Below are 26,012 nucleotides of genomic sequence, written 5' to 3'. Positions count from 1 at the left end.
GTTTATGACACCCAGCCTCAACGCAGTACGGGAGCCCCGTCGACGCGAGGAACTCAAACACTTCCTGCGCACGCGCCGGGAGCGTCTGACCCCGGAGGACGTGGGCCTTCCCCCGGGAACGCGCAGGCGCACTCCCGGCCTTCGCAGGGAGGAGGTCGCGATGCTGGCCGGCATCGGGGCCTCCTGGTACACCTGGCTCGAACAGGGCCGGGACATCAAGGTGTCCGGGCAGGTCCTGGACGCCATCAGCAGGACGCTGCTGCTCGATCCCGTGGAACGGGACCACCTCTACCAGCTGGTGGGCATGAACCCGCCGCAGCGCGCGGCGGACGACGTGTCCGACACCGCTCAGCTGACGGCGCTGCTGGAAGGCTGGATGCCGAGTCCGGCGTATGTGATCGACCGGTGCTGGAACATCGCGGGGACCAACCGGGCGGCCCGGCTGGTCTTCGGGTTCCGCGAGGGGGACGCCAACTGCCTGGTGGCCTTCTTCACCAACCCGGCGTTCCGGGCACGCCACCGCTACTGGGAACAGGTCGCACCGGGTCTGGTGTCCGAGTTCCGCAGGGATGCCGCCCGCTACCCCGACGACGAGGAGTTCACCCGGATCTCGCGCCGACTCGGCGAGGAGAGCGCGGAGTTCGCGGAGCTGTGGGCGCGCTACGAGATCACGGCGACCCACCAGGGCGTGAAGGCGATCGACCACCCGAGGGCAGGGTGCCTGATCTTCGACCACTCGGTGCTGGAGATCCCGGACCGTCCGGGTGTCCGGCTGATGCTGCACACGGCGCGGGCCGGCACGGACACGCGCGAGAAGGTCATGGAACTGCTGGGGCGGGACGAGCGGAAGGGGCGGATGTCGCTGGTCGAGGCAGGCTGACGCGCCTCTGGGCGACCCAGCGGCGGGGTGGTGGAAGGCCGGGCAGCGGGGTGGCCGGGGCGTGGCCGGACGGCCGGACCGCGGGGGTGGCGCAGGCGGGCGGGAGGCCCTGCTCGAGAACGACTGAAGACCCGCAAGAGGCAGAACAGGGTGTCACGACAGGGCTCGCTTGAATGACAATGCTCTGATACATATGTGCCACGGACGGGACGCGAACCGCGTCCTGCTGTCCGCCGCGCCCCCGTTCCCGTGAGCAGAGGAAGACCCGTGGTCAACAAGAGCAAGGTCGCAGTAGCCGGTGCCGTCGCCGCGGCGACGCTCGGCGTCGTGTTCGCCACCCCTCCCATCGCCACGGCGGAGGTCGCTCCGGTGAGCTCGGTGATGCTGACCCAGGGCGTCACATCGGCCCCCTTCAAGATCAGGGCGAACGGCAACCGCAAGGTCCTCTACCGCAAGGCGGTGGTACAGCCGGGCGCGTCCACGGGCTGGCACTACCACCTGGGCGAGGAGATCGCGGTCATCAACTCCGGCACGTTCACCCGGATCGACGGCTCGGACTGCTCGGTGAAGAAATATGGGCCGGGCGACGCGCTGGTGGAGCCCATCGGCCCCGACACCGTCCACATGGGCATCAACAACGGCACCGAGCCCGTCGAGTTGTACGTCGTCGACGTCCTGCCCACGGACGCCACCGCGCCGACCGTGCCCGCGCCGGACCCGGGCTGCGCCACGAACGGGCTCACGACGGGCGGCCGGGGCAAGTGATGCGGCTGCCTCACCCCCTGGGCATCTCAGGCCCCTCCCTCTGGCTGCCCGCCGGCCGGCAGAGCGCGCGGGAGGCCGTCGAGCGGGGGCTGGTCGACTCCGAGACCGCCGGGGAACTGGGCTATGCCCAGCTACCGGTGGCCGACCTGGCCCCGCCCGAGATGGCGGTCGAGGCGGGCCGCCACGCACTGACCACGGCGGGCGTGGACGCCGGCGCCGTCGGCCTGGTCCTGCACGCGTGGATCCACTACCAGGGCCACGACCTGTGGTCCCCGGCCCACTTCATCGCCGACCGGCTGGGCGCCGGTGCCGCCGTGCCGGTCGGCATCCAGCAGGTGTGCAACGGCGGCGCGGCGGCCGTGGAACTGGCCGCCGCCCGGCTGTTCGTCGAACCGGGCCTCGGCCACGCCCTGGTGACCACCTCCGACGCGTTCCTCGAGCCCGGCTTCGACCGCTGGAGCGGGGACTACGGCATCGCGTACGGCGACGGGGCCACCGCCCTCGTGCTGCACCGGCTGGAAGACGCCGAGGGCGGACGGCCCGCCGACCTGGTGCTGCACTCCCTCTCCACGGTGGCCGCGCCACGGCTGGAGCGGATGCACCGCGGGGACGACCCGTTCAGCCCGGCCGCCCGCTCACTCGGACCGCGGGTCGACATCCGCCGTACCAAAAAGGCGTTCCTCCAGGCGGAAGGCCTGGAGGCCTTCACCGCGGCCAGTGCCGCGGCACTGCGGTCGGCGGTGGAGTCGTGCCTCGAGGGCGCGGGAATGTCGGCCACGGGCGATCTGCCGCTGCGTTACGTGGTGGCCCCACGGCTGGGCCGCAAGACGGTCGACCTGGCCTATGCGCCGCTGCTGGAGAAGCTGACCGGGGCGGAGCTGCTGCGGCCCGGCGCCGACACCGGGCACCTCGGCGCCGGGGACGCGGCGGCCAGCCTGGCGGAGCTGCACACCCGGCGGATGCTCGGCCCCGGCCAGTACGCGCTGGTGGTGAGCGCCGGCGCCGGTTTCACCTGGTCGTGTCTGCTGGTGAGCGGAGGCTGACCCCACACAAGGGGTCCGCGGGGCGGCGTGCCCCGCGGACCCGTGGACCCGTGGACCTGCCCCGCGTGTGCACGGGGCGGACGGTTCAGCCGGTCGGCTGCATCGCCGACCTGGGCAGCCGGTGCACCAGGCTCTGCACGGCGCTCCTCTCCCGGTGCCGCGCCGAACCCCGGTCGGGCGCCCCGAGCCGCGGCCCGTCCAAGGACGGCTCGCCGCGCAGGATGTCCTGTTCCATCTGGATCAGGAACGGCGAGGGCTCAAGGCCCAGCTCCTCCACCAGCCGGGTGCGCAGCCGCCGCATGACGGCGAGCGACTCCGCGCGCCGGCCGCATCGGTACAGCGCGAGCATGAGATGCCGGTGGAAGTTCTCGTGCAGCGGATGGCGGGCGGTCAGCTCGGTGAGCTCGGGAACCAGCGTGTGGTGCGCGCCGCGCTGGAGATCGGCGTAGATCCGGTGCTCCTCCGCGCACAGCAGGGACTCGTCCAGATGGACGATGCGAGCGCTGAGCAGCTCACCGGCCTCCACGTTGACGAGCACCGGGCCCCGCCACAGTGCCACCGCCTGGCCGAGCAGGTCGGATCCCCGCACGAAATCACCGCACTGGACCGCCGTGCTGCCCGCCGCGGCCAGCAGCTCGTACTCCGCGATGTCGAGCGCGACCCGCGAAGTGGACAACACATAGCTGCTGCCCTCGGTTATCAGAATTTCGTCGGCCACTTCCGCGACGCTCGTCCTGAGCGCCTCTGCGAGCGTGCGACGCACCTGGCCGATATATGTCTGAATCGTGGCGGTGGCCGTCCGGGGTGGATTGCTCCCCCACAACTCCTGCATGAGCGAATTGACTGATACTGCACGGTCCGCGTTGACCGCCAGCAATGCGAGAAGCCGACGTGGCTTCGGTGCCAGGACGACCGGCTCCGACTCTTCGTCGAAGACCGTCATCGGGCCGAGGACATGAATCTGCACCATTCCCCCTTATTGGTACATTCACCCCGCAAGTGGCGGGATGCTCTAACCTCTGCCCCCAGGGTGACGACATGAGCCTCACCCTGAGTGACCAGCCAACCATATCAGGGTCCTGGCTCGAATCCGTTCTTTTGTTTGACGACGTCACCAATGTTTACCTGCGAGAACGTTGGGTGTTACCGATCTCACGGCAGGCGGAAAAAGGAAAGCCACGGCGACCCGTCCCATGGACGTACTCGCCGTGGCTTTCACCGATGTGCAGGCCGTTCCCGAATTACGAAAACCCGCCCGAATGATCAGTGCAAAGACCCCAGAACCGCGATCGCCCGCTCGAGATACTCCTCGAATCTGGCCAGCTCTTCCGGAGTGAATTCAGCACTCAATGAGCCCTCCACGAAGAGTGCCGCCTTGTCGGCCTTCTTCGCGACGGCGCGGCCCGCGCGGGTCGCCCGGTTGACCACGACCTTCTGGTGGAGCTCCGAGGGCTCGCGCACGACCAGACCGGCCTTTTCCAGGTTGGTCAGAACCGTGGCCATCGTCTGCGGTGTGACCATGCACTCCCGTGCGAGCTGTGCCGCGGACATGCCGTCGGAGACCGACAGCAGCAGCAGGACCGAGTACTGGGGCACCGTCAGGTCGAATTCCCGCAGCACGTGGGTCTTGCGCGCGATGAGGGCCTGCTCCGCCCTCTTGATCGTGTGCCCGAGCCGGCCGGCGGCGACCGTCTCCGTCGTGTTCGCCATATCAATAGTCTCGCATACGACAGAGGACGAAGCAGTAGACGTGCCATGGCGTAGCCGTACCGGCCGCCGTCGGCGGCCCCTGCCGGGGGGCCGTCACCGCGTCTTCCGGCGCCGGGTCGGCGGGATGGCGCACGTGAGCCTGGCCGTACAGGTACGCCGGTCCTGCTCGTCGCTGATGACGATCTCGTACGTGGCGGTGTGCGTGCCCAGGTGCAGCGGACGGCAGACGCCGGTGACCTTCCCCGAGCGCGCCCCGGCGTGGTGGGTGCAGGACAGCTCCTGGCCGACGATGATCCGGTCGGCACCCGCGTGCACCCAGGCCGCGAGCGACCCGAGCGTCTCGGCGAGAACCGCGTTGGCCCCGCCGTGCAGCAGCCCGATGGGCTGCCGGTTGCCGTCCACCGGCATGGTGCCGACCACCAGGTCGGGCTCGCAGACGGCGATCTCGATACCGAGGCGCTCCACCAACTGCTGGTCGACATAGGGGGGCAGGACCTCGATGGGGCCCAGAGCGGTCTGAGTCATGGCAGGCCCCTCAGTGCGCGGAGGCGGGCTCGGGCGATGTCGCCGCCGTGTCGCCGGGGACCTCGGCGGACGCCTCGCCGGACGGCTTCCTGCCGGAGAGCAGGCTGCCGACGACCACCGCGCTGACCACACACGCCGCCGCGACGATCCACATCGTGGTGTGCAGACCGGTGGCGTAGGCGTCGGCCATCGCGTTCACGACCCGGTCCCGCACCGCGCCCGCGGGCAGCGACTTGGCGGCCTCGGGCAGCCCGCCCTGGAGCGCGCGGGAGGTCAGCGCGTCGGCGCCGCCCGGGAAGGCGGAGACCGCGCCCTTGTCGAGGGCGCTCTTGGTGATCGCCGTGACGAGGGTGCCGAGACCGGCCATGGAGACCGCGTCGGAGGCGAGGCGCACCGTGTTGAACATGCCCGCGGCCATGCCCATCCGCTCCGGCTCGACGGCGGAGACCGCCGCGCCGTCCAGGATGCCCAGCGAGATGCCGTAGCCGATGCCCAGGAAGAGCAGCGGGCCGACCAGCGCGGCCGTCGAGGCGCCGGGCTCCACCAGGGTCAGCCAGGCGGCGCCGACGCCGGAGAAGCTCAGCAGCACGACGAACAGGACGCGCTGGGAGAGCTTCTGGGCGACCATGCCGGTGAGGGCGGGCATCACCAGCGACGGGCCCGTCAGCAGCAGCAGCACGAGACCGATACGGAACGCCGACATTCCACTCGTGGAGGTCAGGTACGGCGGAAGGACGATCACGAGCGCGACGAAGCTGAAGGCCAGCACCAGGGGCACCAGGCATACGGCGAGGAACTGCGGGCGGGCGAACAGGCCGAGGTCGAACATGGGGTGCTCGGTGCGGCGTTCCACCACCACGAACGCCACCATCAGCACCAGGCAGCCGACGGCCGAGGCGAGTACGAGCGGGTCGGACCAGCCGCGGCCCGGGCCCTCCACCAGCGCGAGGACGAACAGCGCGACGCCGAAGCCGAAGGCGAAGGTGCCGGACCAGTCGAAGCGCGGCCCCCGGTTGGGCTCCGTACGGGGCAGCAGCGGCGCGCTCAGCAGCACCAGCGCGGAGACCGCGGCGAGGACGAGGAAGACCGAGCGCCAGCCCCACAGGTTGACCAGGACGCCGCCGAACATCGGTCCGAAGGCCAGACCGGCGCCCAGGAACGTGCCGAAGAGGCCGAACGCCTTGGCGCGTGCGGTGCCGTCGAAGGCCTGCGCGAGGATCGCGGTGATGGAGGCGAGCGCCGCGCCGCTGCCGAAGCCGGCGATCGCGCGCGCCAGGTCGAGCAGCAGGATGCTGTTGGCCAGACCCGAGACGGCCATCCAGAAGGCGAAGAAGGCCATGCCCCAGGTGAACATCCGGCGGTGGCCGATGCGGTCGGCCAGCGAGCCCATGGCCGCGAGGCTGCTGGACGCGGTCAGCATGTAGCCGTCGACCACCCACTGGGCGGCGGCGAGTGAGCTGTGCAGATCGGCGCCGATGTCGGGGACGGCCACGGACGGGCCGGTCACCACCAGGGTCATGAGGGGGCCGACGACGCACGCCGCGGCGAGCGTGGCCCGCGGGTTGCCGGTGGACACGGAGGATCACCTCTGTCTGTTCGTAGTCAGCTATGAATCAGGGTTCTGGCATAGATTAGTGACCTGAGTACCTCCGGTGTCAATGTCGTATGGCAGAGTTCTGTGTAAAGATGATGGCCTGTCACTCGGCGGCAGGCGCAGCGGACAGCGAAGCGGGAAAGGCGGTGCGCACGGCGATGCGCAGGATCCAACTGGGCGGCTCGCAGCGGACCTTCGCGGCCGTCGGCCTCGGCTGCATGGGGATGTCGTGGGGCTATGACGAGCTGGGCCGGGACGAGAACGAGTCCGTCGCGGTCATCCGGCACGCCGTCGAACTCGGCGTGGACCTGATCGACACGGCGGATCAGTACGGCCCGTTCACCAACGAGACACTGGTCGGCAAGGCGCTGAAGGGATACCGCGACAGGGTGCTGCTCGCCACCAAGGGCGGACTCGTCGTGGACGACCCGGCCACCTACCGCAGCCACCGGGACGGCCGGCCGGAGTATCTGCGGGCCGCCGTGGACGCGAGCCTGAAGCGGCTCGGGGTGGACCATGTGGACCTCTACCAGCTGCACCGCATCGACCCCGCCGTGCCCGTGGAGGAGAGCTGGGGCGCGCTCGCGGAGTTGGTGAAGGAGGGCAAGCTCGGCGCGCTCGGGCTGTCGGAGGCGTCGGCGGACGAGATCGGCCGGGCGCACGCGATCCACCCGGTCGCCTCCGTGCAGAGTGAACTGTCCCTGTGGAGCCGGGAATCCCTGACGGACGGGGTGGTGGAGTACTGCGGGCGCGAGGGCATCGCGTTCATCGCGTTCGCACCGCTGGGCAGGGGTTTCCTGTCCGGGCTGATCAGCGGCCCGCAGGATCTGCCGAAGGTGGACGGACGGCACCGGATCCCGCGGTTCCAGCCCGAGGCCATCGCCGCGAACCGGGCCATCGTCGACCGGGTGCGGGCCGTGGCCGACGGACTCGGCGCGACCGTGGCGCAGGTGGCGATCGCGTGGGTGCTGGCCCAGGGCGAGCACGTGGGGGTCATCCCCGGCACGAAGACCCGCCGCTATCTGGAGGACAACGTCGCGGCCGGATCGCTGACGCTGTCCTCCGAGGCGCTGGCCGAACTGGCCGCGCTGCCCGAGGCGGTCGGCGCGCGCTGAGGCCGCGGACGGCGTACGGAGGTGGGCGGCCCCGCCGGAGAGGGGAAGCCGCCCACCTTTGTCCTTCAGGACGTCACACCGGCTGGCGCTGGGTGCCGGCCATGAGCGTCGCCGGGAGGACGGACCACCCGTGTTCGGCGGCGTACGCCGTCATCACCGGGTTCGCGCCGACCACCGTCGGACGGCCCACCATGCGCAGCATGGTCAGATCGCCCGGGTCGTCCCCGTACGCATAGCAGTCGGCCGGATCGGCGCCGAACTTCTCCAGTGCCTGCTGGACCGCAACGGCCTTCGCGGCACCGAACATCGCGTGCCGGATACCGCCGGTCATGCACCGGTCCGCGTCCAGCTCCGGCTCGGTGCACAGCACCAGGTCCACACCCAGGTCGTCGGTGATCGGGTGCAGCGTCGCGGCCCACGAGCCGGAGACGACCACCGTGTGGTGGCCCGCCTCCTGGTGGCGGCGCAGCCTGGCGACCGTCGGCTCGATGAACGGCGCACCCCGCTCGCGCAGTTCGGCGTACCAGGCGCGGGCCTCGGCGACCAGGTCGTCCCACCGGAGACCGGCGTGCAGCTCGTAGAACTTGGACACCACCTCGACCGGTGTGACGCCCATCGCCGCCAGTCGCCGCAGCGGCTCCACCGTCCGTTCGTACGCGGCGCCCGTGATGTCCCCCTGGCGGCGCATCCGGTAACGCAGCAACGAGAACGGGCTCTTCATGGCGATGAGCGTCTCGTCGGCGTCGAAGAAGGCCACCACCGGGCGGGAGTGGTCGGTGGTGACGTGCTCGGGGGCGGGGGTCTTGGTCATGGCCGGCTCCTCTTGTGTGCCGCTCGGGCGAGCAGGTGCGCGGCCTCCTGCGGTCGCCCGGGCTCGAGCCGGGCCAGCAGATGGCCGTCCGGGCGGACCACCGCCAGGGCCGGCCCCGGGCCCAGCGCCCTGGCCAGGCCCCGCGGGACCGCACGGGTCAGATCGAGCACGGGCGTGCCCTCGGGCAGCGCCCGGCGTGCCCGGTCGCGTGTGCGCTGCCAGTCGGACGGCGGCGTACGCGTGCCGGGCCACAGCAGCACGGTGTGCCGGTCCCGGTCGATCACCGGCCAGCTGCCGCTGCCGGGGGGCGACGTATCGCGCGCGCCCTTCGTACCGGACACCTTCAGCGGCAGCCGGGGGTGGCGGTCCCCGCCGTAGCTGACGGCCGTCTGGCCGAGCTGCGGGGCGACCTTGCGCTGGAACAGTCCCGTCCGGTCGGCGGCCATGAACGCCGCGTCGCGCAGCGCCACCTTCGCGGGCGTGTTGACCAGGCCCGCCTTGGTGAGCAGCTCGGTCGAGCGCGCCACGTCGTGCGAGACGGCCCGGCGCTCGGTGTCGTACGAGTCGAGGATCGACTCCGCGAACTCCCCGAGGATGACCCCGGACAGCTTCCAGGCCAGGTTGAACGCATCCTGCATGCCGGTGTTCATGCCCTGGCCGCCGGCCGGGCTGATCACGTGCGCGGCGTCGCCCGCCAGGAAGCAGCGGCCGGTGCGGAAGGCCGAGGCGATCCTCACCCGCACCCGGAAGGAACCGCTCCACAGCAGCTCCTCGACCCGGCTGCGGCCGGCCGCCCGGTCGTCGACGACCTGCTGGAACATCTCTCGCGGCGGCGGATTGTGCTCGTCGTAGACGTCGTGCGGCACATTCAGGGCGATGCGGTGCACGCCGTCGCCCATCGGGCCGAGCACGATGGCGCCGCTCGGCGCGTAGCAGTAGTGCGACAGGTCCTCGGAGAGACTGGTGGTCAGCCGGGCGTCGGTGATGGCGAACGACACGTCGACCGGCGGGCCGTCGTACGCGATGCCCAGTTCCTTGCGGACGGTGCTGTGCGCTCCGTCCGCGCCGACGAGCCAGCCGGGTTGGAGCTCCTCGATCCGGCCGCCGTCGTGCTCCAGCTTGACGGCGGGCATGCCCTCCGTGTTGTCCAGGGAGGTGAGGCGCACCCCCTCCTCGACGGTGCCGCCGAGGGCCGCCAGCCGCCGGCGCAGCACCCGCTCCGTGTCGTTCTGCGAGATGGTGAGCGCGAACGGGTAGGGCGAGTCCGGCAGCTTGCTCATCCAGGCCGTGGCCAGGCGTCGGCCACGCGAGTAGAACGCCGTCCCGGCCAGCCGGTGGCCGGTGCCCAGCAGGTCGTCGGTCACCCCGATGCGGTCGAGCAGCTCGAGGTTGCGCGGCCAGACGACGTTCGCCCGGGAGTGCGCCGAGTGCCCGCGCCCCGCGTCCACCACCCGTACCTCGACACCGCGCTGGAGCAGCTCGCACGCGACGACCAGACCGACCGGCCCGGCCCCGACGACCAGCACGGACGACTGCTTCCGCAGTTCGCTCACGCCGCCCACATCAGGCCCCCGTTGACCTCGACGACGCTGCCGTTGACGTAGGAGCTGTCGCGCGAGGCGAGGAACACGGCGGTGGCACCGACCTCTTCGGGCCGGCCGAGCCGCCCGGAGAGCAGCCGGCCCCGGTAGCTCTCCCAGGCTCGCTCGTTGGCAGCCAGTTCCTTGCCCATGCCCTCGTCGATGTAGCCCGGGGAGAGGCAGTTGACGGTGATGCCCTTGGACGCCAGCTCGGCCGCCGACGTACGGGTGAACATCTCCACGGCCGCCTTGCTCGCGCTGTACGCGGCGGCCCCGATCGCGGCCCGTCCGGCCACGCAGGACGAGACGTTGATGATGCGGCCGCCGGGGCCCGTCGCCTTGCCCGGGGCGGTCATCGGGGCGATCACGGCGCGCGTGCACAGGAAGACGCCGGTCAGGTTGGTTGCCAGCGTGGTGTTCCAGTCGGCCACCGAGAGCCGCGAGATCTTGCCGTCGCGGCTGACGCCCGCGTTGTTGACCAGGACGTCGACGCCCCCGTACGCCTCGACGGCGGCGGCCATCAGTGCCTCCACCGACCCCTCGTCGGTGACGTCGGTGTGGTGGTAGAGCAGCCGGTCGCCGTGGTCGTCGGCCAGCTCCTTGATGTCGTACGGGTTGCGCGCGGCGACCACCACCGAGGCACCCTCCGCGAGGTAGGCCTCGGCGATCGCCCTGCCGAGGCCCCGCGTGCCGCCGGTGATGACGGCGGTCTGTCCGTCGAGCCTCATGGCTCCTCCATCTGCTGCGTGTGGTGTACGTGTCCGATCGGTGTGCCGGTGGGCAAGCGGGCGCGAGGGGTGCGGCACGGGCGTCAGTACCAGGTCAGCAGCGCCGCACCGGCCGTCATACCGCCGCCCACCGACGCCAGCAGCACCCGCTCGCCGCGGCGCAGCGGCTCCGCCCGGTGCGTGGCGTGCAGGGTGAGCGGCACGGAGGCGGCGACGGTGTTGCCGAGCCGCGGCGCGGTGTAGGCGACGCGCTCCGGATCGATCCCCGCCTCTTCCACGAAGGTCTCCAGGAGCCTGGTGTTCGCCTGGTGGAAGACGAACCGGTCGACGTCCTCCAGGGCCAGCCCGCAGTCGTCGAGCGTCGCGGCGGTCAGCTTCGCCAGCACGGCCAGCGCGTAGTCCCGCACCGCGCGTCCGTCCATCCGGAAGAGGTGCTCCCCCGCTTCCCGGGCCCGCGCGTCCAACGGCGTGCGGGTACCGCCGGCTTCCACGCCGACGTAGTGGTGGAACTCCCCGTCCGTGACCAGGTGCACCGACTGGAGTCCGTAGCCCTCGGGCACCTCGCCCAGTACGACGGCGCCGGCGCCGTCACCGAACAGGCTCACCGTACGCCGGTCGGCCCTGTTCATGATCGTGGAGAACATGTCGGCGCCGACCAGCAGCACATGGTCGCCGTGGCGCCCCGCCCTGAGGAGCCCCTCGGCGACCGAGAGGCCGTACAGGAAACCGCTGCACACGGCGTTGATGTCGAAGGCGGGCAGAGTGGACAGGCCCAGCTTGTGCTGGAGGATCGCGGCCGTGGACGGCTGCGGTACGTCCGGGGTGCTGGTCGCCACGATCAGCGCGCCGAGCCGCCTGCGCGCTTCCTCGGCGACGCCCTCCAGGGCTTCGCGGGCCGCGGGGACGGCGAGGTCGGACGTCGTGGTGCCCGGCTCGGCGTACCTCCGCTCGAGCACCCCCGTACGTTCGCTCACCCAGGACTCGGGCATCCCCGTCCAGGCACTGATCTGCTCGTTGTCGACGACCTTGTCCGGGGTGTAGGAGCCGATCGACAGGACACCGACTGGCATGATTTCCCTTTCCTGTGCTTTCTGCGTGGTGATGGGGGCGGCAGGGGGCGTCAGTGACCCATGCCGAGCCCACCGCTGACCGGCAGCACGGCGCCGGTGATGTACGAGGCCTGCTCGCCGGTGAGGAACCCGACCGCCGCGGCCACTTCGTCGGCGGTTCCGGCCCGGCCGAGCGGCGTCATCGCCAGGTACTGGTCCAGGCGGGCGGGCCGCACCTCGCGCAGCATGTCCGTCTCGACGAGGCCGGGGGCCACGACGTTGACGGTGATGCCGCGGCTGCCGAGCTCCCAGGCCAGGGAACGGGCCAGCCCGACGAGGCCGGCCTTGGCGGCGGTGTAGTTGGTCTGGCCGGGCGAGCCGGTGAACGCGACGGCGGAGGAGATCAGGACCATCCGGCCCCAGCGCCCGCCGAGCATGCCCCGGGCGGCGTGCCGCGCGACCCGGATCACCGACCGCAGGTTGGTGTCGAGCACAGCGTCGACCGCATCGTCGTCGAGAGCCAGCAGCAGCCCGTCCCGGGTGATCCCGGCGTTCGCGACCAGCACCTCGACCTCGCCCTGCGCGGCCGCGACCTCTTTGAAGGCCCGCTCCACCTGGGCCTCGTCGGTGACGTCGCAGCGCACGGCGAACAGCCCCGCCGGGGGCTCGCCGGTACGGTACGTGACCGCCACCCGGTCGCCGCGTGCGGCGAGCGAGCGGGCGACGGCCAGACCGATGCCGCGGTTGCCCCCGGTGACGAGGACGGAGCGGCCCCCGGGCTCGCCGGCGGGCGCGTCGATGGTGGTGTCCGGATGGGATGTCACGCCGGAGTCACCACGATCACCGCGTTCTGGCCGCCGAAGCCGAAGGAGTTGTTCACGGCCGCGCCGATCTCCATCGGACGGGCCTCCTTGGCCACGACGTCCACCCCGATGCCCGGGTCCAGGCTGGTGAGGTTGGCGGTCGGCGGGACGAGGCGCCGCTCGACGGCGAGCACCGTGTACACCGCCTCGGCCGCTCCGGCCGCGCCCAGCAGATGGCCGACGACGCCCTTGGTGGAGGTCACGGCGGGCCCCTCACCGAAGACCCGGCGGACGACCCCGGCCTCGGTGATGTCGTTGAGCGGCGTGGAGGTGCCGTGCGCGTTGACGTGGTCCACCTCGGACGGGTCGACCACGGCGTCGGCGAGTGCCGCCCGGATGGCCCGTTCGGCCCCGCCGCCCGTCGGATCGGGCGCCGACGCATGGTGGCCGTCGGCGGACGCCCCGAAGCCGGACACCCGGGCCCGGATGCGGGCCCCGCGTGCCCTGGCGTCCTCGACCCGCTCCAGCACGAGGATCGCCGCGCCCTCGCCCGCGACGAAGCCGTCCCGGTCGGCGTCGAAGGGACGCGAGGCGGACGCCGGGTCCTCGGTGCGCGCGGACAGCGCGCCGGCCCGGGCCAGGCTGGCCATCGCCGTCGGGGACATGGCCGCTTCCGCGCCGCCCGCGAGGACGATGTCGCAGACCCCGGCCTCCAGCAGCGCGCGGGCGTACCCGATCGCCGTGTTGCCGGACGCGCAGGCCGTGGACACCACCTGGTTGGGGCCCAGCGCCTTGAGGTCCATGGCGATGTAGCCGGCGGTCATGTTGACCGGCCCCATCACCATCAGCAGCGGCGAGACGAAGTCCGGGCCGTCGGCCAGGTGCTTTCCGTGCTCCCGCTCGACCGTGGACCAGCCGCCCAGCGACGTGCCGACGACCACACCGACCCGGGGGCCGTCCCAGGACGCCGGGTCGAGCCCGGCGTCCTCGACCGCCTGCCGGGCCGCCACCACGCCGAAGTGACTGACGGGGTCCATGCGGACTGCGGCACGGCGCCCGAGCAGCGCTCCCGCGTCGAAGCCGGGAACGCGGCAGGCGAAGCCGACGGGCAGTCCCGCGAGGTCCGGATCGGTGGCCGCCGTGGACACACCGGACCAGACCCGCTCGACGTTGGCCTCGACGCCCAGGCCGGCCGGGGTGACCAGGCCGACGCCGGTGACGGCGACGTCGAAGCGTTGCGTGCGCCCCTGAGGGCGCTCGGTGCGTATGGCCGTCATCAGGCCACCGCGGCCTTGGCGTCGATCGTGGCGAGGACGTCGCCGAGGGTGTTGTCGGGGGTGAGCGCCGTCTCGTCGATCTGGACGCCGAACTCCTTCTGCACGATCACGCTCAGCTCGATCAGGGCGAGCGAGTCCAGGTCGAGGCTGTCGAAGGTGGCGGTGGTGTTCAGCTCCTCGGGCAGGACACCGAGCTTGTCGGTGACGAGGGCGAAGAGACGGTCCTGGTGCGCGGACATGAAGGTATCTCCTTGAGAAACGGTGGAAAGGGACGGTTGAAAGGGACGGTCCGGAGTGGAGCGGGTGGCGAAAGCGGCCGGAGCCTGACGGGCGGTCAGCTTCTGCTGACGGCCACCGCGGTGAACGTGAATCCGCCGCCGCCGTTGAGCACGAGGGCGTAACCGCCGGGCTCCAGCAGGTCCGTACGGGCCAGGTCGGCGAGGGAGGCGTTGAGATCGCCGGCCCCCACATGCCCGGTGCCGCGCCCGAGGTCGAGCACCTCCGCCGAGGTGACCTCCGTCAGCGGCGGGAGATACGCCTCCGCCATCGCCTTGCTCCCCAGCCGGGGAATCACGACGTGACGCAGCCGCGGGTCGTCGGCGGCGAGCCCGGCACCGGCCAGGCACTCCTCGACGACGGCACGGATACGGTCGGCCGCGGTCTTGAGGAAGAAGTCGACGCCGTACGCCTTGATGAAGGCGCGCTTGGTGCGCCGTACGTCGATCATCGGACTGTGACCCATGGGCGTCGCGTTGAGCTCGTCGTCGCCCCGGTGCATCACCTCGAGTTCGGCCGCGGCCTTGGTCGCCAGGGAGTGCAGCAGCAGGTCCGGGACGAGCGCGTGCGCCTCTCCCGCTCCCTCGGACGACCCGGTGACGCGGTGGACGAGGACCGCCGTGGCCGCGTCGCCGGCCGCCATGCCGTAGTCGCTGCGCCAGCGGTGCCAGCTCGGCATCAGGAACCGGTCGGCGGTCGTCACCAGCGCGGGCCCGGCGGCCGGGTCGCCCTGGAGGCGGCTCGCGGCCAGCTCGATGCCGATGGCGCCGCCGTTGCACTGCTGGAGCAGCCCGATCGGTACGGCACGGTGGGCGCCGAGCCGCCGGGCCACGTAGTGCGGGGCCGACCAGGCGTCGTGCCCCTGGTGGTGGACGCTGGCGTGCAGCACCAGCGAGAGCGCGTCGGGCCGGGCACCGGAGAGCGTCAGCGCCTGCGCGGCGGCCTCGACGGCCATGTCCGGGGGCGCCGTGTGCTCGCTGACCGGAAGGGCGGTGTAGCCGAGCTCGCGGGCGGTGCGGGCATCGATGTCACCGGCGGCCACGGCCTCCTCGACCGTCTGCCGCTGCTCCGGATACCAGGAGGTGGCGATCAGCCCGAGCGGTGAGTCCAGTCGCACGGGCCGTCACCTGCCGTCCGCTTCCGGGGCCGGTGGCGCCGGAAGTTCGGCGACGCCGACCGTGGCCGTGCAGACGGAGGTGCCGTCCTGGAGGAAGTCGACGGTGAAGCCGTCGCCGCCGTCGGGCGTGACGGAGACCGTCACCGGGCTGTCCAGTTCCACGAAGCGGCGGAACGTGGTGCCGAAGGCGTGCGCGTACCGTCGCCGCGCGGGCGCCCCGGCGGCCAGGACAGCGGCCTGGCGGGCCGCCTCCATGAGCGCCATCGCGGGCACATGGTCCAGGGGGTGGTCGTACATCGCCGGGTGCCGCACCGGAACGTCGAGCACGGCACGCAGCGCGAGCGCGCCGCCGGGGTGTTCCACATCGACCAGCACCACGTTCGCGGTCCGCTCCCGGCCCACCAGCGCGGGCTCCACGGGCTTGCCGGCACGGTTCGGCGGCATGTCGGAGGAGAGCGGAGGTACGTCGCCCCGGCTCTTCGCGCGGTGTGCACCGTAGCCGTCGCGGCTGAGGTATCCGGCCACGATGGTGCTCGTACCGGCCCGCTGCCCGGCGACGACGAACACGCACTCCAGCGTGGCGGCCAGCAGCCTGCTGCCGCGCCGCTTGAGGTCACGGGCGGTGACCTCCACGACCAGCTCGTCCGGTGCGTCGCCACGGGCCCGCAGCGCCCGCAGATCAGTGAACTCGGTGGTCCAGTCGCTGATCAGGAACGATGTGTCGTACGAGACGCCCAGCCACTGGTGTGCCACGACGGTGACCGCCTGGCGGGCGGCCTCCAGCAGGAACAGCGGGTCCAGCAGCTCGGGTCGCTGCGTGTGGTCGTTGTAGTAGCTGTGCGCGCGGGGCGCCTGGACGGCCACGGCGAACGACTCCTCGCCGAGCCGTGCCGCGTCCGTGACGAAGACCTCCATGAGGGCCCGGCGGTGCACCAGCACCCGGTCCATCGAACGCTGGTAGGCGAGTTCGGCCGCGGCCGGAGCGGTCTCCGGCCGCTCCCGCTCAGCAATGGTCATGCCCGATTCCGTTCGTCGGTGGGTTCGTTACGGCGGCCCCTGGGGGCGGGAAAGCGGCGTCACAACCGCCTGAAAAGAGCCTCCCAGCCGCCTCTGTGGGTTCGGCTGAGAACGCCGAAGGGATTGACCGGCGGCTCCGGCGCGTCCGGATCGAGAGCCGCTGGAGTTTCACTGAAGAGGCGGACGGGGCCCGCCGGACATGCCGAAAAGGGCCGCCCCATGAGGGACGGCCCTTCTTCTCGTTCCTTCTGGTTACCTACGGTTCCTTACGGTTCCTTCGCGTTCCCCGGCGTCCCAGGCCTTCGTTCCCTGGCGTTCGCCGGTGTTGCTTGTCGTCCTTCGCCGTCCGCTTCGGCTCAGGACGGCGCGACCGCCAGGACCACCTTGCCCCGCACATGGCCGCTACCCACGAGTTCATGCGCCTGTGCGGCGTCGGCCAGCGGGAACTCGGCGCTGACGTGGACCCGTACCTCCCCGCGGTCCGCCATCGCCACCAGACCGGCGAGGTCGGCGGCGTCGGGACGGACGAACACATACCGTCCGCCCAGACCCGTCACGTCACCGGAGACGGAGGCGAGACGGCCGCCCGGACGCAGCAGCGCGGGCGAGCCGAGCAGGGTGTCACCGCCCATGAGGTCGAAGACCGCGTCGACACCCCCCGGGGCCAGGGCGTGCACCCGGTCGGCGAGCCCGGGACCGTAGGTCACCGGCTCGGCCCCGAGTGAGCGCAGGAACTCGTGGTTGTGCTCGCTCGCCGTGCCGATGACGCGCGCGCCGAGTGCGCGGCCGATCTGCACGGCGAGGGAGCCGACTCCGCCGGCCGCCGCGTGCACGAGCAGCACCTCACCGGGGACGATCCGCAGATGGCGGCGGAGCGCCTGGTAGGCGGTGAGCCCGGCGGCCGGCAGCCCGGCCGCGGCGCGCCAGTCGAGGGCGCGCGGCTTGTGCGCCAGGGTCCGGACGGGGGCCGCGACCAGTTCGCCGTAGGTGCCGCGCTGCATGTGGTCGGCGCGCACGTAGCCGACGACCTCGTCCCCCGGGGCGAACTCGGTGACACCGAGGCCGGTGCGCTCGACCACGCCGGACAGGTCGCAGCCCATCACCATGGGGAAGTGCGACTCGAACCAGTCGTCGATGAAGCCTTCCCGGATCTTCCAGTCGGCCGGGTTGACGCCCGCGTACCGGACCCGGACGAGTACGACGTCCGGCCCGAGCCGCGGCTCCGGGAGGTCCATGAGTTCCAGGACCTCCGGCCCTCCGTAGCGCTGGATGGCGATGGCCTTCACTACAACCCCCTGCTGGAGCAACGACGGTACGCACACCGGGCGATGGCACCCGCCACTATAGCCAGACTTGAGCCAGGGTTCTGCTTCAACAACGGCAATTGACATATGAACGAAGACTCCGACAGAGTCGCGTCATGCTCGTACTGTCCGCCGCAACCGGCAAGTTCGGCACGAACGTCCATCTCGTCGCCGCGGGACCCGGCAATCCGTGCCTGATCATCGATCCCGGGCACGACTCGGCCGACGCGGTCGCCGAGGCCGTCCGCGCCCACCGGCTGGAACCCGAGGCCATCCTGATCACGCACGGCCACATGGACCACACCTGGGACGCCGTGCCGCTCGCCCGGCGCTACGGCATCCCGGCCTGGATCCACCCGGCCGACCGCTACCAGTTCGGCGCCCCTGCCAAGGGGCTGCCGGACACGTTCCCACGCGAGCTCCTCGTCGGCCATCCCGACCGGGAACCCGACGAGGTGCGCGACCTCCCGGAGGACGGCGGCGAACTGGCCTTCGCGGCGGGCCCCGTCACCGTGCTGCACACGCCCGGCCACACCGGCGGCTCCGTCATGTTCCGCTTCGACGGCGACGCGGTCCCGCTGCTGGCGACCGGGGACACCCTGCTCGCCGGCGGCAAGGGGCGCGCGGACGCACCCGGGGCGAGCCCGGCCGGCCTGGAGGCCTCGCTCCGCCTGGTCGCCACCACCTGTCCGGACGACACACGGTTGCTCACCGGACACGGCCCCACCGCCACCCTCAGCGAGACAGGAATCCGATGACGAACACCCCTGAGACCTCCGCGAACCCCACCACCTCCGGGAGCCGTATGCGTACCGTCCGGTTCGAGTCCTGCGGCGGCCCGTCCGTCCTGACCGTCGCGGAGGTCGCCGTACCGGAGCCGGGGCCCGGGCAGATCACGCTCGACGTCGAGTACGCGGGTGTGAACTTCGCCGAAGTGATGTTCCGGCGCGGCCAGTTCCCGGTGGATCTGCCGCACTTCCCCGGCCTGGAGGCGGTCGGCACGGTACGCGCCGTCGGCGAGGGCGTCACCGGCGTGCGCGTCGGCGAGCGGGTGGCCGCCCTCACCCTGGGCGGTGGCGGCAACGCCGAGGTGGTCGCCGTCGGCGCCGAGCACACGGTACGGCTGGACGGCGAACTCGCCGGGCTGGACGGCGCCCTGGCGGCGGGCGCCCTGTGCAACGTGACCACCGCGCTGGGCGTGCTCACCTCCGCAGGGCACCTCGCACAGGGCGAGACCGTGGTCGTCCTCGCCGCCGCGGGCGGGGTCGGTACGGCCGCGGCGCAGCTGGCCAGGTCCCTGGGCGCGGGCACGGTGATCGGCGTGACCAGTTCCCCGGCCAAGGCGGAGTACGCGCGCGGCTACGGCTACGACAGCGTCGTGTCGTACGACGAGATCGAGCGGGAGGTCGCCGAGCGGACCGGAGGGGCGGGCGCGGACCTGGTCCTGGACTCCGTCGGCGGCGCGTTCCGGTCGTCCGTGACCGGCCTGCTGGCGGCGTTCGGGCGCCATGTCGTCTTCGGCAACGCGGCGGCCGAGGACGTCACCTTCGAGGGCAACCACCCCTGGTACACGAACAGTTCGCTCGCCGGCTACAACCTCGGCGGTGTCGCGGGCCGCGCCCCGCACCTGCTCCGTGCCCATCTGGAACAGGCGTTGGCGTCGGTCGCGCAGGGCGCCGTCCGCGTGGATGTGAAGGTGCTGCCGCTGAAGGACGTGGCGCACGCGCACGAACTGCTGGAGACGCGGGCGTCCACGGGCAAGTACGTCCTGGACGTCCGGTCCTGACAACAGCGGAAACCGGAGCCCCCGGGGGTGCCTGCGCGAGCCGGAGTCCGGACAGCCCATCGAGCCGGTGCACGGGCGGGATGCCCTTGGGGCTGGGATCCGGCCTCGGAGCGTGATCGCCGAACCCGGTCCGGACGGCCACGACCGCGGCGCGAAGGTCGTGGGAATGCGCCCGGAGTGAAGGGGTGTCCCCTCGGTGAAGGCGCGGCGCCGTGTCAGTCGGCGCTGCGGTCGCGGGCGAAGAGGCCGAAGGTGGTGGCGGGGCCGAAGCGTTCCCCGAGCGACTGGAGCACACCCGACTGCGTCGACCAGTAGCGCTGCAACTCCACCCGGTGGAAGGCGGGTCGCAGCAGCCCCTGGAGGGCCATCTCGTCCACTCCTTGCCGGACGACGTGGTACTCCGCCATGTCGGCCTCGTTCGTCTCGTCGTAGCGGCCTCTCAGTCGGCGCACCCGGGTGGCCAGACCGCGCCGCAGGTCCCCCTGCCCCAGCCGCCACAGCAGATACGCGCCACGGTCCAGATTCATCGAGACACCGGACCGGCGCGGGTACCACAAGGGATCCTGAACGCTGAAGAAGGCTCCGCCGGGGACGATACGGCGGACGAGGTGTTCCACGGCGCCCAGATAATCGGGAATGTGGTGCAGTACGGAAATGCACACCACGGCGTCGAGCGGCTCCGAGCGGAGGATTTCCTTTCCTTCCGGATCGTGAGTGACCGTGACGCGTGGATTGTTGCGGAAGCGGTGCCGGAGAACCTCCGCGCTAGGCGCGCTCATCTCCGTCACCTCGACCCTCGCCCCGGCCGCCACCAGATGGTCGGTGAAGGTCCCGTGCCCGGCCCCGACCTCGAGGACCCGGCACTTTCCGGTGCGGTCCGTGACCTCACCGACCAGGGTGTGCAGGCCCGAGATCACCCGCTCGCGGATGTGGTGATGCCGGATGTGCGGGGAACCCTTGGCGTAGTCGTGCCCCTCGCTGTGGGCACGCTCTTGAAGTTCGCCGATGGTGGGCCTGCTCAGGATTTCCGTCATGCGGGGACACTATTGCGGCGCCCGCCTTGGAAGGGCGGCCGTCCGGCGGCCGGGCTACGCGATTCATACTTCCGGCCGTAGCCGTTCCGCGCAACGGACGGGATGCCGTTCCGCGCACGGACGGGATGCCGTTCGGCCCACGAACGGGATGCCGTTCCGCATGCCGACCGGACGCCCTTCCACACGCCGACCGAGGGGCGGGCTGCCGCGCCGGTCACACCACCGCACCGAAAGCGCGTTCCGATGCCGCACCGGAAGCTCGTTCCGATGCCGCACCGCCGTCGAGCCCGGTCGGCCCGTTCCGGCCGACTGAACGAAGGGGAGACCCGCGCGGCGCCGACAGCTCCAGTTGATGGACAGAGCGTCAGGAAGCGGTCTGAACACGGGGATTGCGCGACCGGATCGTCACCCTTCGGTCACCACAAAGGGGAGACGGTGATCGAAGCGAGGAAGGGTGCCGATAGGCTGTGCTCCGCTGCGGCTCCCCACCATCACCCGCCCCCGGCGGAGTCATGGCCGGCGGCGGTCGAGCGGTCTCACGGCATTCGTCTCACGGCATGAGGATGTAACAACAGGTGCTGATCGCGGGCCGGTACGAGCTGAACACCACCCTCGGACGTGGCGCGATGGGGGAGGTCTGGCGGGCGTACGACCAGATGCTCGGCCGGCCCGTCGCCGTCAAGGTCCTGCTCACGCAGAACGCCGACCCCACCGCCGACTCCCGGTTCCGGCTGGAGGCCCAGACCGCGGGGCGGCTGCACCACCCCCATGTGGTCGGGGTGCTCGATTTCGGCGAGCACGAGGGCCGGCTGTTCCTGGTGATGGAGCTGGTGGAGGGCGACAGCCTCTCCCGGCTGCTGGCCGACGACGGTCCCCTGCCCGTCGAACGCGTCGCGGACATCGCCGCGCAGGCCGCGGCCGGGCTCGCCGTGGCACACGAACAGGGCATCGTGCACCGGGACATCAAGCCCGGCAACCTGCTCCTCGACGCGGGTGGCACGGTCAAGATCGGCGACTTCGGCATCGCCCGCTTCATGGACGACCCCTCGGGTGCCCTCACGGCGACCGGGCAGATCGTCGGCACGAGCCTGTACATCGCGCCGGAGCGAGCCCTGGGCAAGCCCGCGGGACCCCCCAGCGACGTGTACTCGCTGGGCTGTGTGCTCTACCAACTCCTCACCGGAAGAACCCCGTTCCGCGCGGACACGGCGATCGCGATCCTCCACCACCACCTGGACACCGCTCCCACGCCGCCCCGGGAGCTGGGCGTCTCGCTGCCGCCCGCCTTCGAGAACTACCTGCTGGGCCTCCTCGCCAAGCGCCCCGAGGACCGGCCCACCGCACGGCAGGCCGCCGACTGGTTCGCGACCGGCGCCTGGCGGGGCCGCCCCGAGCCGCTCCCGGCCGTCGTCGTGGAACCGGGGCGCGCCACGGCGATCGCCGTGGCACCGCCGGCGCTCCCCCGCACGGACTCGGGCCCGGCGACGACGTACAAACTCCCCACCGCCACCCCGGCCCCGGGCCACCGGGCGGCCCACCGCCAGCGTCCGTCGGGAGGCCACCGGGAACGCCCCGCCACGGCCGGCCACCGGGATCGCCCGCCGACCGCGGGTCACCGCGACCGCTCGGCGTCCGGCGGGCGACGGGCGCGGCGCTCGGTGCGTGCGCTCCTCACCCGGCGGCCGGGTGCCGTGGGCCTGATCGCCGCGGCGGCGCTGTTCCTCACGGCGATGTTCGTGAGCATGGCGGTGTTCTCACCGGACAGCAGTTCCGCGGAGACCCCCCAGGGAACTCAGTCGGTCCCGGCCACACCGACGCCCTGACCGTGGACCGCGCAGGTCGCCTTCAACGCCCTCGCCGTTCCGGGACATTGAGTTGACCCAAGGTTGACCAATCGAAGAGAAACGGTGGCGCACACCGACTGTAGGTTCACCCGCATGCCCCCACAGCCCCCGCGCCTGCCCGTGCTCCCGTACCGCAGGCCCACGCGCGGCCGCGACTACTGGATCCTCGACGGCGTCCTGCCGAACGTGGACGAGGTCCGGGCCCGGTGTCTCGCCAAGGGCGAGGACGAATGGACCAAGGGGCACCCGTACACCCAGGAGAGCTGGCCGGGGCTGCGGACGATGCCCGGGCTCGAACCGGGCGAGCTCGCCCACGTCGAACGTCTCGTACGCAAGGAGACCGGCGCGCAGAAGCTGTGGCTCGGGACCGCGCCCGGCGGGGGCACCCTGAATCACAACTGCGTCCAGGTCGTCGGCAAAGACGAGGGCGAACCGCGTCCGCACACCGACTCGCGGGCGCTGTGCCGCTACGCCGCGGTGCTCTACCTCAGCCCGGACATCCCCAAGGACTGCGGCACGAGTTTCTACCGGCAGAACCTGCCGGGCGGCGTCCTCGGCGGCAACATGGTGCAGGCACCGCACACCAACCTGGTCGAGGCGCTGGGCACGCGTTATGTCCCACCGGACGCGTTCACCGAGGACGTACGCGTGCCGCAGCGCTACAACCGACTGCTCCTCTACAAGGCCAACATCATGCACAGCGCCACGGGTTACTGGGGAAGCGACCTGGAGGACAAGCGCATGACGGCCGTCTTCTTCTGGATGGCCTGAGCCGCCGCGATCCCCTGGGTCGGCGTCCGCCTGAGGCCAAGGCAGAGCCCGAGGCCGAGCCCGGGTCCGAGGCCGCTCGTCCCGCCGTCCGCGGTCAGCGGGACGGGTCGAGCGGCAGGTCGTCCGTGTACGCGTTCACCGGTCGTACGATCCGCTCGACGGTACGGGCGTCGAGCGCGGCGGACGCGGAACTCGTGCCCAGGGTTCCGCCGGGATGCCAGGTTCCCGTGACGGCCACCCAGGTGTTGGCGGACAGGGCCGGCTTCCCGTACACCCGCACCTTCACGGACTGCGCGTCCGCGGCGCAGCACGAGAAGATGATCCGGGTCAGATACCAGCTGCCGGCCTGCTTGTCGGGCGTGACGAAACCGGTCATCCGCACGCTGCGCCCCTTGATGGCCTGCTTGCGGTCCTGCTGCACACGGGTGGTGAAGTCCGTGAGGGTCATCGGGACCGGCGAGGTCGTGGGCAGCGGATCGAAGTGCCTCTGCTCCTTGACGGCATGGGGCGCCTCGCGGGCAGCGGTGTAGGCGCCGAGGGCCGGCGGCGCGTAGAACAGCAGGCTGAGCACGGGCAGGAACAGCAGCCAGGCGATCCGGGGAGCGCCGGAGTGGTCATGGCCGTGGCCACTGTGACCCTGACCGCTGTGGCCGTGATCGCCCCGGCCCCGGCCCCACACCGCGTCCGCCAGGCCCAGGACGAGCAGCAGCGCTCCCGACGCGATCAGCATCGGCCGCAGCCCTTCCTTGACGTACCTGAGGCACAGGTCGGTGAAGAGCGAGGCGTGCAGCAGGCCGAGTCCGCTGAGGACGAGCAGGATCACCTGCACGGGTCGTTTCACAGCAGTGCCCCTCCGATCAGCGAGCTGCACACGACCGCGACGACGGTCGTCACGGTGGAGAAGCGGACCGCGAAGGCCCGGCCGAACGTGCCCGCCTGAAGCGCGATCAGCTTCAGGTCGACCATTGGTCCGACCACCATGAATGCCAGCCGGGCGGTCGGCGAGAACCCGCTCAGCGACGCCGCCACGAACGCGTCGGCCTCGGAGCACACCGCGAGGACGATCGCGAGCCCGGCCAGGAAGAGCACGGACAGCCAGGGTGAGCCGGAGAAGGTGTCGAGTACGGAGCGCGGAACGGCCACGTTGAAGGTGGCCGCCGCCATGGCGCCGACCACCAGGAATCCGCCCGCGTGCAGGAAGTCGTGCTGGAAGCCGAGCCGGAACTCCGTCCAGCGGCTGTGCCCCGGCTGGTGTCCGGTGTGCCGCACGGCGGGCCGCAGCCACTCCTCGCGTCCCAGCCAGAGCCAGAGCCAGCCCATCACGGCGGCGGTGGTGAGCGAGGCGAGCAGCCGGCCCAGGACCATGGCGGGGCTGCCGGGGAAGGCGACGGCGGTCGCCGTCAGCACGACCGGGTTGATGGCGGGGGCCGACAGCAGGAACGCGAAGGCGGCGGCCGGAGTCACCCCACGGCGGATCAGGCTGTTCGCGACCGGAACCGACGCGCACTCACAGCCGGGCAGCACGGCACCGGCGACGCCGGCGACCGGGACGGCGAGCGCGGGCCGGCGGGGCAGCACCCTGCCGAACACCTGGGCCGGTACGAAGGCGTTGATCGCGCCGGACAGGGCGGTACCTAGCAGCAGGAAGGGCAGCGCCTGCACCACGATGGCGAGGCAGACGGTCCGCCACGCCTGCATGGCCGGCTCGTCCAGCCATCGAACGGTCAGAAGCAGCACGGGACCGGCGAGGACGGCCGGTCCGAACAGCAGCGGCCAGGGCAGGGGCCGCCGACCGCGCACGGGCGCGTCGGCGCTCGCCACGGGGACCGCGACGGCCGGCTCCGCCTCCGCGGCCACTGCGTCTGTCTTCTGCATGGCAACCCCGAATGTCAGATGTTCGGATCGAACATAGCCGGTGTCGAGCCACGCGCCCCGGCAGCCACGCGTCCTCTTCCCCCCGGAGGACGCGGCGGGCGCGTGGACCGCCCGGTGTGACGGCCCCCACAGAGCCGGGCGTGGATTTTGCCGGTCCTAAAGGTTCCGGGCCCCGCCACGCGCGTACCCCCGGGCGTTCGGACCATCAGGAGGTGCCATGCGCATTTCACGGAACGCTGCGGGAACCGTCTTTGTGGCGGGCGCCCTGACGCTGACGCTGACGGCTCTCGTCTATCCCTCGATGCTGGGCGTGCAGACCGTGTCGAGTGCTCCCTCGCGTGTGATCGCCAACACCTCGTGGGGGCCGCTGACCGACGCGGACCGCGACTTCGTCGTCAAGGTACGGGCGGCCGGTCTGTGGGAGTTCCCGTCCGGGGAACTGGCCGTGAAGAAGGGGACGATCCCGGCCGTGCGCACCGCCGGGCAGCACCTGATCAACGGACACGCCAACCTCGACGACACCTGCCGGAAGGTGGCCACGCAGCTGAACATCACGCTGCCGAACCAGCCGAGCCCGCAGCAGCAGGGGTTCGTGGCGACACTGACGTCCGACCAGGGCAAGCAGTTCGACCAGGACCTCGCGAACATCCTGCGTGTGACGCACGGCCAGATCTTCCCGGTCATCGCCAACATCCGCGCCACCACGAAGAACACGCTGGTCCGTCAGCTGGCCGACCAGGCGAACGACACGGTCCTCGACCACATCACGGTGTTGGAGCAGACGGGCCTGGTGAACTTCGACTCCGTGCTGTTCCAGGAGACGACACCGCCGAAACTCCCGAAGAGCAGCATGACCCCGCCCGCCCCTGCGCCCGGCGAGCCCACGGTGATCCTCTCCCCGCCCGCGGGCTTCACCCCGCCTCCGTCGGCCACCCCGTCCCCGGTGCCGACGACGGGCTGACGGTCCGGACCCCGGGTCACGACCACGGACTCACGAACTCACGGATCGGCGGATCGGCGGATCGGCGGATCGGCGGATCGGCGGATCGGCGGATCGGCGGATCGGCGGATCGGCGGATCGGCGGATCGGCGGATCGGCGGATCGGCG

26 protein-coding genes are annotated in these 26,012 nt (G+C 71.6%); 9 read left to right on the top strand and 17 right to left on the bottom strand.

Going from position 1 to position 26,012, the window contains the following annotated elements; genetic code table 11:
- The first annotated feature begins 4 nt into the window (after positions 1–4).
- The 3 genes from ABZ823_RS06490 (at position 5) to ABZ823_RS06480 (ending at position 2,688) form a co-directional block, all read left to right on the top strand.
- On the top strand, positions 5–880 hold the full coding sequence (locus ABZ823_RS06490) for a helix-turn-helix transcriptional regulator (RefSeq protein WP_361654458.1): 876 nt from the start codon (positions 5–7) through the stop codon (positions 878–880).
- A gap of 267 nt (positions 881–1,147) precedes the next feature.
- Positions 1,148–1,645, top strand: a complete 498-nt coding sequence (locus ABZ823_RS06485) for a cupin domain-containing protein (RefSeq protein WP_361654455.1) — start codon at positions 1,148–1,150, stop codon at positions 1,643–1,645.
- Positions 1,645–2,688 (top strand): 3-oxoacyl-[acyl-carrier-protein] synthase III C-terminal domain-containing protein, encoded by a 1,044-nt coding sequence (locus ABZ823_RS06480; protein ID WP_361654452.1) that lies wholly within the window; start codon positions 1,645–1,647, stop codon positions 2,686–2,688. The genes ABZ823_RS06485 and ABZ823_RS06480 overlap by 1 nt, the downstream gene beginning before the upstream one ends.
- An 85-nt stretch (positions 2,689–2,773) precedes the next feature.
- Here ABZ823_RS06480 and ABZ823_RS06475 read toward each other — a convergent pair whose 3' ends face one another.
- The 4 genes from ABZ823_RS06475 to ABZ823_RS06460 all read right to left on the bottom strand — a co-directional run bounded on the left by ABZ823_RS06475 (position 2,774) and on the right by ABZ823_RS06460 (position 6,499).
- On the bottom strand, positions 2,774–3,658 hold the full coding sequence (locus tag ABZ823_RS06475; protein WP_361654449.1) for an AfsR/SARP family transcriptional regulator: 885 nt from the start codon (positions 3,656–3,658) through the stop codon (positions 2,774–2,776).
- 293 nt (positions 3,659–3,951) lie between these two features.
- A complete protein-coding gene (locus ABZ823_RS06470) occupies positions 3,952–4,398 on the bottom strand; it encodes a MarR family transcriptional regulator (protein ID WP_361654446.1) in 447 nt (148 codons plus the stop codon).
- Between the two features lie 93 nt (positions 4,399–4,491).
- The gene (locus tag ABZ823_RS06465; RefSeq protein WP_361654443.1) at positions 4,492–4,923 is read right to left on the bottom strand and encodes a hotdog fold thioesterase; all 432 of its coding nucleotides are present in this window, start codon (positions 4,921–4,923) and stop codon (positions 4,492–4,494) included.
- A 10-nt stretch (positions 4,924–4,933) separates the two neighbouring features.
- Positions 4,934–6,499 (bottom strand): MFS transporter, encoded by a 1,566-nt coding sequence (locus ABZ823_RS06460; protein WP_361654440.1) that lies wholly within the window; start codon positions 6,497–6,499, stop codon positions 4,934–4,936.
- A gap of 176 nt (positions 6,500–6,675) precedes the next feature.
- On the opposite strand from ABZ823_RS06460, the gene ABZ823_RS06455 reads away from it, so the two are divergent.
- On the top strand, positions 6,676–7,632 hold the full coding sequence (locus tag ABZ823_RS06455) for an aldo/keto reductase (protein ID WP_361654437.1): 957 nt from the start codon (positions 6,676–6,678) through the stop codon (positions 7,630–7,632).
- Positions 7,633–7,705: 73 nt separating this feature from the next.
- On the opposite strand, the gene ABZ823_RS06450 is transcribed toward ABZ823_RS06455, so the two are convergent.
- The 10 genes from ABZ823_RS06450 to ABZ823_RS06405 all read right to left on the bottom strand — a co-directional run bounded on the left by ABZ823_RS06450 (position 7,706) and on the right by ABZ823_RS06405 (position 17,576).
- The gene (locus tag ABZ823_RS06450) at positions 7,706–8,443 is read right to left on the bottom strand and encodes an HAD-IB family hydrolase (RefSeq protein WP_361654434.1); all 738 of its coding nucleotides are present in this window, start codon (positions 8,441–8,443) and stop codon (positions 7,706–7,708) included.
- Positions 8,440–9,996 carry an FAD-dependent monooxygenase gene (locus ABZ823_RS06445; RefSeq protein ID WP_361654431.1) on the bottom strand — a complete coding sequence of 519 codons (1,557 nt, stop codon included), beginning with the start codon at positions 9,994–9,996 and terminating at the stop codon, positions 8,440–8,442. The genes ABZ823_RS06450 and ABZ823_RS06445 overlap by 4 nt, the downstream gene beginning before the upstream one ends.
- On the bottom strand, positions 9,993–10,751 hold the full coding sequence (locus ABZ823_RS06440; protein WP_361654428.1) for an SDR family NAD(P)-dependent oxidoreductase: 759 nt from the start codon (positions 10,749–10,751) through the stop codon (positions 9,993–9,995). The genes ABZ823_RS06445 and ABZ823_RS06440 overlap by 4 nt, the downstream gene beginning before the upstream one ends.
- A gap of 83 nt (positions 10,752–10,834) precedes the next feature.
- Complete coding sequence (locus tag ABZ823_RS06435; protein WP_361654425.1) at positions 10,835–11,821, bottom strand: ketoacyl-ACP synthase III; 987 nt, start codon at positions 11,819–11,821, stop codon at positions 10,835–10,837.
- A gap of 50 nt (positions 11,822–11,871) precedes the next feature.
- Complete coding sequence (gene fabG, locus ABZ823_RS06430) at positions 11,872–12,624, bottom strand: 3-oxoacyl-ACP reductase FabG (protein WP_361654422.1); 753 nt, start codon at positions 12,622–12,624, stop codon at positions 11,872–11,874.
- Complete coding sequence (locus ABZ823_RS06425) at positions 12,621–13,880, bottom strand: beta-ketoacyl-[acyl-carrier-protein] synthase family protein (RefSeq protein ID WP_361654419.1); 1,260 nt, start codon at positions 13,878–13,880, stop codon at positions 12,621–12,623. Before ABZ823_RS06425 ends, fabG begins: the two co-directional genes overlap by 4 nt.
- Positions 13,880–14,119, bottom strand: a complete 240-nt coding sequence (locus ABZ823_RS06420; protein ID WP_361654416.1) for an acyl carrier protein — start codon at positions 14,117–14,119, stop codon at positions 13,880–13,882. The genes ABZ823_RS06425 and ABZ823_RS06420 overlap by 1 nt, the downstream gene beginning before the upstream one ends.
- 95 nt (positions 14,120–14,214) lie before the next feature.
- Positions 14,215–15,273 (bottom strand): ketoacyl-ACP synthase III family protein, encoded by a 1,059-nt coding sequence (locus ABZ823_RS06415; protein WP_361654413.1) that lies wholly within the window; start codon positions 15,271–15,273, stop codon positions 14,215–14,217.
- 6 nt (positions 15,274–15,279) lie between these two features.
- Complete coding sequence (locus ABZ823_RS06410) at positions 15,280–16,290, bottom strand: ScbA/BarX family gamma-butyrolactone biosynthesis protein (RefSeq protein ID WP_361654410.1); 1,011 nt, start codon at positions 16,288–16,290, stop codon at positions 15,280–15,282.
- A 356-nt stretch (positions 16,291–16,646) separates the two neighbouring features.
- A complete protein-coding gene (locus ABZ823_RS06405; protein ID WP_361654408.1) occupies positions 16,647–17,576 on the bottom strand; it encodes an NADP-dependent oxidoreductase in 930 nt (309 codons plus the stop codon).
- A gap of 134 nt (positions 17,577–17,710) precedes the next feature.
- On the opposite strand from ABZ823_RS06405, the gene ABZ823_RS06400 reads away from it, so the two are divergent.
- Together ABZ823_RS06400 and ABZ823_RS06395 are read left to right on the top strand one after the other, a co-directional pair.
- Positions 17,711–18,352, top strand: a complete 642-nt coding sequence (locus ABZ823_RS06400) for an MBL fold metallo-hydrolase (RefSeq protein ID WP_361654405.1) — start codon at positions 17,711–17,713, stop codon at positions 18,350–18,352.
- Positions 18,349–19,380: a zinc-binding dehydrogenase gene (locus ABZ823_RS06395; protein ID WP_361654402.1), complete on the top strand. Its 1,032-nt coding sequence runs from the start codon at positions 18,349–18,351 to the stop codon at positions 19,378–19,380. Before ABZ823_RS06400 ends, ABZ823_RS06395 begins: the two co-directional genes overlap by 4 nt.
- A 215-nt stretch (positions 19,381–19,595) precedes the next feature.
- On the opposite strand, the gene ABZ823_RS06390 is transcribed toward ABZ823_RS06395, so the two are convergent.
- Complete coding sequence (locus ABZ823_RS06390; protein WP_361654399.1) at positions 19,596–20,414, bottom strand: class I SAM-dependent methyltransferase; 819 nt, start codon at positions 20,412–20,414, stop codon at positions 19,596–19,598.
- Between the two features lie 575 nt (positions 20,415–20,989).
- Between ABZ823_RS06390 and ABZ823_RS06385 the strand changes: the two genes are divergently transcribed.
- Both ABZ823_RS06385 and ABZ823_RS06380 read left to right on the top strand, forming a co-directional pair.
- Positions 20,990–22,237 carry a protein kinase gene (locus ABZ823_RS06385; protein ID WP_361654396.1) on the top strand — a complete coding sequence of 416 codons (1,248 nt, stop codon included), beginning with the start codon at positions 20,990–20,992 and terminating at the stop codon, positions 22,235–22,237.
- A 114-nt stretch (positions 22,238–22,351) separates the two neighbouring features.
- Positions 22,352–23,029, top strand: coding sequence for a DUF6445 family protein (locus tag ABZ823_RS06380; RefSeq protein ID WP_361654393.1), 678 nt, complete (start codon positions 22,352–22,354; stop codon positions 23,027–23,029).
- Between the two features lie 94 nt (positions 23,030–23,123).
- On the opposite strand, the gene ABZ823_RS06375 is transcribed toward ABZ823_RS06380, so the two are convergent.
- On the bottom strand, positions 23,124–23,870 hold the full coding sequence (locus ABZ823_RS06375) for a TIGR03943 family protein (protein ID WP_361654390.1): 747 nt from the start codon (positions 23,868–23,870) through the stop codon (positions 23,124–23,126).
- Positions 23,867–24,904 (bottom strand): permease, encoded by a 1,038-nt coding sequence (locus ABZ823_RS06370; RefSeq protein ID WP_361654387.1) that lies wholly within the window; start codon positions 24,902–24,904, stop codon positions 23,867–23,869. Before ABZ823_RS06370 ends, ABZ823_RS06375 begins: the two co-directional genes overlap by 4 nt.
- 217 nt (positions 24,905–25,121) lie before the next feature.
- Between ABZ823_RS06370 and ABZ823_RS06365 the strand changes: the two genes are divergently transcribed.
- Positions 25,122–25,865, top strand: a complete 744-nt coding sequence (locus tag ABZ823_RS06365) for a DUF4142 domain-containing protein (RefSeq protein ID WP_361654384.1) — start codon at positions 25,122–25,124, stop codon at positions 25,863–25,865.
- Positions 25,866–26,012 lie beyond the last annotated feature (147 nt).

It is taken from the genome of Streptomyces sp. NPDC047079, from assembly GCF_040643755.1.
In the GTDB taxonomy this organism is placed as follows: domain Bacteria; phylum Actinomycetota; class Actinomycetes; order Streptomycetales; family Streptomycetaceae; genus Streptomyces.
Note: the sequence above shows the minus strand (reverse complement) of the source record. Positions and strands in the feature narration are given on the sequence as shown.